This is a genomic window from Pseudomonas sp. (assembly GCF_030696055.1).
Lineage (GTDB): Bacteria > Pseudomonadota > Gammaproteobacteria > Pseudomonadales > Pseudomonadaceae > Aquipseudomonas.
This window is the reverse complement of record NZ_JAUYNP010000174.1, coordinates 1-4,913: the sequence shown is the minus strand read 5'-3', so window position 1 is coordinate 4,913 and position 4,913 is coordinate 1. Positions and strand designations below refer to the sequence as shown.

The window sequence follows — 4,913 nt, the reverse complement described above, 5'->3', positions numbered from 1 at the left end:
AGTTTGCGGTGTTTATCGATTCGACCGGGCGCAGTTACTCGCTGCCCGCCCACTCGCTGCCTTCCGCGCGGGGGCAGGGCGAGCCGCTCACCGGTCGCCTGCAGCCACCGCCGGGGGCGACCTTCGAGTGCGTGCTGTTGCCGGATGACAACGCCCTGTATGTAATCGCCTCGGATGCCGGCTACGGTTTCGTGGTCAAGGGCGAGGATCTGCAGGCCAAGAACAAGGCTGGCAAGACCCTGCTCAGCCTGCCGAGCGGTGCGCTGGTGGTGCCGCCCAAGCCCTTGAGCAATCGCGAAGAGGACTGGCTGGCCGCGGTGACTACAGAGGGTCGTCTGTTGCTGTTCAAGGTCGCGGATCTGCCGCAGCTGGGTAAAGGCAAGGGCAACAAGATCATCGGCATCCCCGGCGAGCGTGTCGCCAGCCGCGAGGAGTACTTGACTGATCTGGCCGTGCTGCCTGTGGGTGCGACCCTGGTGTTGCAGGCCGGCAAGCGCACTCTGTCGCTCAAGGCGGACGATCTGGAGCACTACAAGGGCGAGCGCGGGCGGCGTGGCAACAAGCTGCCGCGCGGCTTCCAGCGGGTCGATAGCCTGTTGGTCGAAGTGGCGGGCTAACAGGCCGTTGAAAAATGTAGGCGAGGCAGCCGAGACAAGGCAAAAACAGGCGAGGAAGCGGAGTTTACGAGCTGTAAATGAGCATTCCGAGCCTGTTTTTAACGCCCCTTTCTTTTATCGGGAGGGGCAACGTAGGTAGTTTTTCAACGGACTGCGAAGTCCCGCGGGCCAAGGCGGTGCTGGAGTCAGGCGGCGCTTTGGCGGATGATAGGCGGCCGCGCGATGGTCTGTTTAGACAGTCCGTCTCCGTCGTTTTCTATGCATGCCGGCATGCCTGCCGGCAGGATGAGTGTCATGACTGTAATGCGTCTCCCGGTTTTTCTACTCTTGGCTGGCGTGCTGAGCCTGGCTGGCTGCACGCGCTACCAGCAGACGCCGCTGTACCAACTGGATGGCGGCAACCTCGGCGTGCCGACGGGCACTCAGGGTGTGGCGGTGCTGCTGGGGCCTATTTCGATTGCCGATTACCTGCAGCGTGAGGCTTTGTTGCAGCGTCAGCTCGACGGCAGCCTGACCTCGGCCGAGGGTGCGCGCTGGGCCGGCAATCTGGCGTCTGAGATCGATCAGCAACTGCTGCGCCAGTTGGCTGCGCGCCTGAATAGCCAGAACCTGGTGCTGGCCCCGGCGGCGCCAGGTTTTGCCCCGCAGGTGCGCGTGGCGCTTGCCATTACTCGCCTGGATTCGGGGCCGGAGCGTCCGGCCGTATTGGAAGCGCAGTGGCGCCTGTCGGCTGCCGACGGCACGTTGCTCGACGGCCGCCTGGTGCGCCTGGAAGAAGCGCACCGGGGTGCCATAGTCGATCAGGTGCGGGCGCAGAGCCTGGTGGTGCAGCAGCTGGTCGAGCAATTGGCGCAGGCGGTGGAGGAGTACGGCAATCCGCCTCCGGTGGCGGTCAAGCCCGCCCCTAAACCTGCCCCGGCCAAGCCGGCGCCGCGGCCGGCGGTGCCGCGGATTCCGGTCGCGGAGCCAAACCGCGACGAAGCAGAAGTGTTCCGCTTCTAAGCTGTGCTGCCTGACTGGGCGCTAGTGCTGAATCCGCTGAATCCGCTTAAGCGGACTCAGCCCTTCACTCGCCTTCGTGCATATGGCTCAGCTGCCGCTCCAGCAGCGAGGGGTAGGGCTCCAGCAAGCGCTCCACGCAGTAGGCGCCTTGCGGGCTGGCGATGGCGCGGATGCGCGCGCGCTGGCGCACCAGCGGGTCATCGGCAATGCTGCGCTCGACCAGCAGCAGGTTGCGGCTGTGCTGCGACAGCGCCAGGGCATCCTGTGCGGTTGCACTGAGCAGCAGGTCGCCCTGGCTGAGCTCGAGCAGGTTTTCACCCAGGCTCAGGCCCAGCTGCAGCTGCAGGGTGATGCCGCTGTCGGCCACCTCGATTTGCAGGGCATGACCGAGGGCACGCATCAGCTCGCCACAGCAGATGGCGTGGGTCAGGTAATCCTCACCGCTGTCCTGCTGGTGGAACAACATCAGGCTGCTGCCGTCGCTCAGGGTATGCAGCTCGCCTTGGTAGAGGGCGGCAGCCTGGTTCAGGCAATCGCGGTAGCGTTGCAGCAATTCCATCAGGCGCGTGCGCGGCAGGCGCCGTAGCTGCTCCTGAGCGCCCAGTTGGATGGCCAGCGCCGCACTCGGTTGCGGCTGCTGGGGCGGCTCTGGTGCCAGCATGGGCTGTCCAGCGAACTCGCTGTCGTCGCGCAACTCGGCGAAAGGGTCGTCCTGCAGCTCATCTCTATGGCTCAGGCGTTGCGGTTGCGGCTCTTCATCATCCAGATCGTCGAAGTGCGGATCGCGCAGGTTGGGCACCGCGAAGTCCGGCTCGTCGTCGAACGACTCTGGCAGATAGTCCTCTGCCGGGTCTTGCTCGGCGGCGTCGTAGAACGTATCCGGCTCAGGCGCCGGTTTTTCCGGCACCAGGCGGGCCTGCAGCTGACGCGCCAGGTCGCCGATCTCATCCTGACGCCCGGCGCCCGGGGCCGGATCATCCGGGTCGCGCAGCCAGACCCGCAGTTGCAGCAGAGGGGTGGAGATATGCCGGCCCAGGCGCATGCTCAGTGACAGGGTCAGGGCCAGCAGGATCAGGCTGAGGATGCCCATGCTCTGCAGGCTGATGGTCATGGGTTGTTGAAACTGCTGCATATCCAGGCTGATGCGCAGTTGCCCGGCTATCACTTCCTGGAAGGTGATGGGCGTCGAATATAGCCCCTCGGTTTCGCCCAGCATGCTCTTGCTCGGGCGCGCGCCGGCTTCGGCGAGAATGCGGTTGTCCACGCTGTAGATGGCGGCATGGGCCACCAGCGGGTTCTTCACCAGATTACCCAGTAGCACGTTGAGGCTGAGGATGTCGTTGGACACCAGCAACTCGGTGGCCGAGGCTGCCGTCTGGGTGATCAGGCTGGTGCCCAGGGCTTCGGCCTGTTGCTGCATGGCATGCTTGAACTGCATGCCGATCACCCAGCCGTAGATCACCAGGGCCAGAGCCACCAGCAGCAGGCTATGGCTGACGATGCGCAGCGCCAGGGGGACACGTTTTTGGCGCAGGGCCTGGAACAGCAGCAGAAAGAAGTTATCGGGTTTAACGGGGGCGGGCCGGTTCACGGGGCTCGGCTCTTGTCGACTGGAGTTGGCGCGCAGTATAGCGGCCGCCCTGCAGCGGGCAAAGCGCCGTGCGTGGCTGTATTACGGCGAAAATGGGTAGAATGTGCGCCTTTTCAGGTTGTGTGAAAACTACTGCACTCGGTTATGCCGCGTTAAAAACCGGCTCGGAATGCTCATGTACGGCTCGTACACTCCGCTTCCTCGCCTGTTTTTGCCTTGCCTAACCCTCGCTCGCTACGTTTTCGCCCAGCCTGTTTCTCTGGCTTGTTAAGTAATTGACGGGCCGCCTGCAATCCATACTGCCCTGGAGAGTGCGCCTTGCGCGAAATCGTCCTGATCAATATCACCGGCGAAGACCGTCCCGGTCTGACTGCCGCCATCACCGGCGTACTGGCTCAGGGTGGGGTGAATATCCTCGATATTGGCCAGGCGGTGATCCATGACACCCTGTCCTTCGGCATTCTGGTGGAGATTCCCGGTACCGAGCGAGCATCTTCGGTGCTCAAGGACGTGCTGTTTACCGCCTACAAGCTGGACCAGCAGGTGCGCTTTACCCCGGTCTCCGCGGCGGACTATCAGCAGTGGGTCAGCGGCCAGGGCAAGGCCCGGCATATAGTCACCCTGCTGACGCGCAAGGTGACGGCCGAGCAGTTGCAGCGGGTCAGTGCGATCACCGCGCGCTATGACCTGAATATCGACCATATCGATCGCCTGTCCGGGCGCATGCCGCTGGATATGCCGGCCGAGCAGGGCAAGGGCTGCATCGAGTTCTCCGTGCGCGGCGAGCCGGCGGATCCAGCCGCCCTGCGCGCCGAGTTCCTCCGCGTGGCCCAGGAGCTGAACGTCGATATCGCGTTTCAGCGCGACTCGCTGTTCCGCCGTAACCGGCGCCTGGCGGTGTTCGACATGGACTCGACGCTGATCGAGGCCGAGGTGATCGACGAGCTGGCCAAGGCCGCCGGCGTCGGTGAGCAGGTGGCGGCGATTACCGAGCGGGCCATGCGCGGCGAACTGGACTTCGCCGCCAGCTTCAGGGAGCGCCTGGCGCTGCTCAAGGGCCTGCCGGAAAGCGTGCTGGCCGATATCGGCGCGTCCTTGCGTCTGACCGAGGGCGCGCAAACCCTGTTCGCCGAACTCAAGCGCCTGGGTTACAAGACCGCGATTCTGTCTGGCGGCTTTAGCTATTTTGCCAAACAGTTGCAGACCCAACTGGGCATCGACTATGTGTTCGCCAACGAACTGCAGATAGTCGACGGTCTGGTCACCGGTGTGGCGGTCGAGCCGATAGTCGATGCCCAGCGCAAGGCCGATCTGTTGCGCGAACTGGCGCACAAGGAAGGTTTGCGCCTGGAGCAGACCATTGCCGTGGGCGATGGGGCCAATGACCTGCCGATGCTGGCGATTGCCGGCCTGGGCGTGGCGTTCCGCGCCAAGCCGCTGGTCAAGCAATCGGCCAAGCAGGCCATCTCCACCCTGGGACTGGATGGCATTTTGTACTTGCTGGGTTTTCGTGATCGTGACGGCCAGGAATAAAACCTGCGCCCCACAAAAAAGCCGCCCGAGGGCTAATGCCGATCAGTTAAGCCCTCTTACTTGACCTTTGGCCGCAAGAAATCAAAATCCGATGCCAGTATTGGCATCGGATTTTTTATGCGTCTCGCTCGGGCACTGGAACTCACCCACAACCTCGCCTCCACTCCCAA

4 protein-coding genes are annotated in these 4,913 nt (G+C 63.6%); 3 read left to right on the top strand and 1 reads right to left on the bottom strand.

Features of this window, described 5'->3' with window-relative positions; translation table 11 throughout:
• Together Q8Q83_RS10360 and Q8Q83_RS10355 are read left to right on the top strand one after the other, a co-directional pair.
• Positions 1-617, top strand: a 617-nt coding sequence (locus Q8Q83_RS10360; protein WP_305623444.1) for a DNA gyrase C-terminal beta-propeller domain-containing protein, incomplete at its 5' end; no start/stop codon positions are given.
• Positions 618-911: 294 nt separating this feature from the next.
• Complete coding sequence (locus Q8Q83_RS10355) at positions 912-1,619, top strand: membrane integrity-associated transporter subunit PqiC (protein ID WP_305623442.1); 708 nt, start codon at positions 912-914, stop codon at positions 1,617-1,619.
• Positions 1,620-1,683: 64 nt separating this feature from the next.
• On the opposite strand, the gene Q8Q83_RS10350 is transcribed toward Q8Q83_RS10355, so the two are convergent.
• On the bottom strand, positions 1,684-3,210 hold the full coding sequence (locus Q8Q83_RS10350) for an AhpA/YtjB family protein (protein ID WP_305623440.1): 1,527 nt from the start codon (positions 3,208-3,210) through the stop codon (positions 1,684-1,686).
• Between the two features lie 318 nt (positions 3,211-3,528).
• On the opposite strand from Q8Q83_RS10350, the gene serB reads away from it, so the two are divergent.
• Entirely contained in the window at positions 3,529-4,743 is a 1,215-nt protein-coding gene (gene serB / locus Q8Q83_RS10345; RefSeq protein WP_305623438.1) for a phosphoserine phosphatase SerB, read from the top strand.
• Positions 4,744-4,913: the final 170 nt, after the last annotated feature.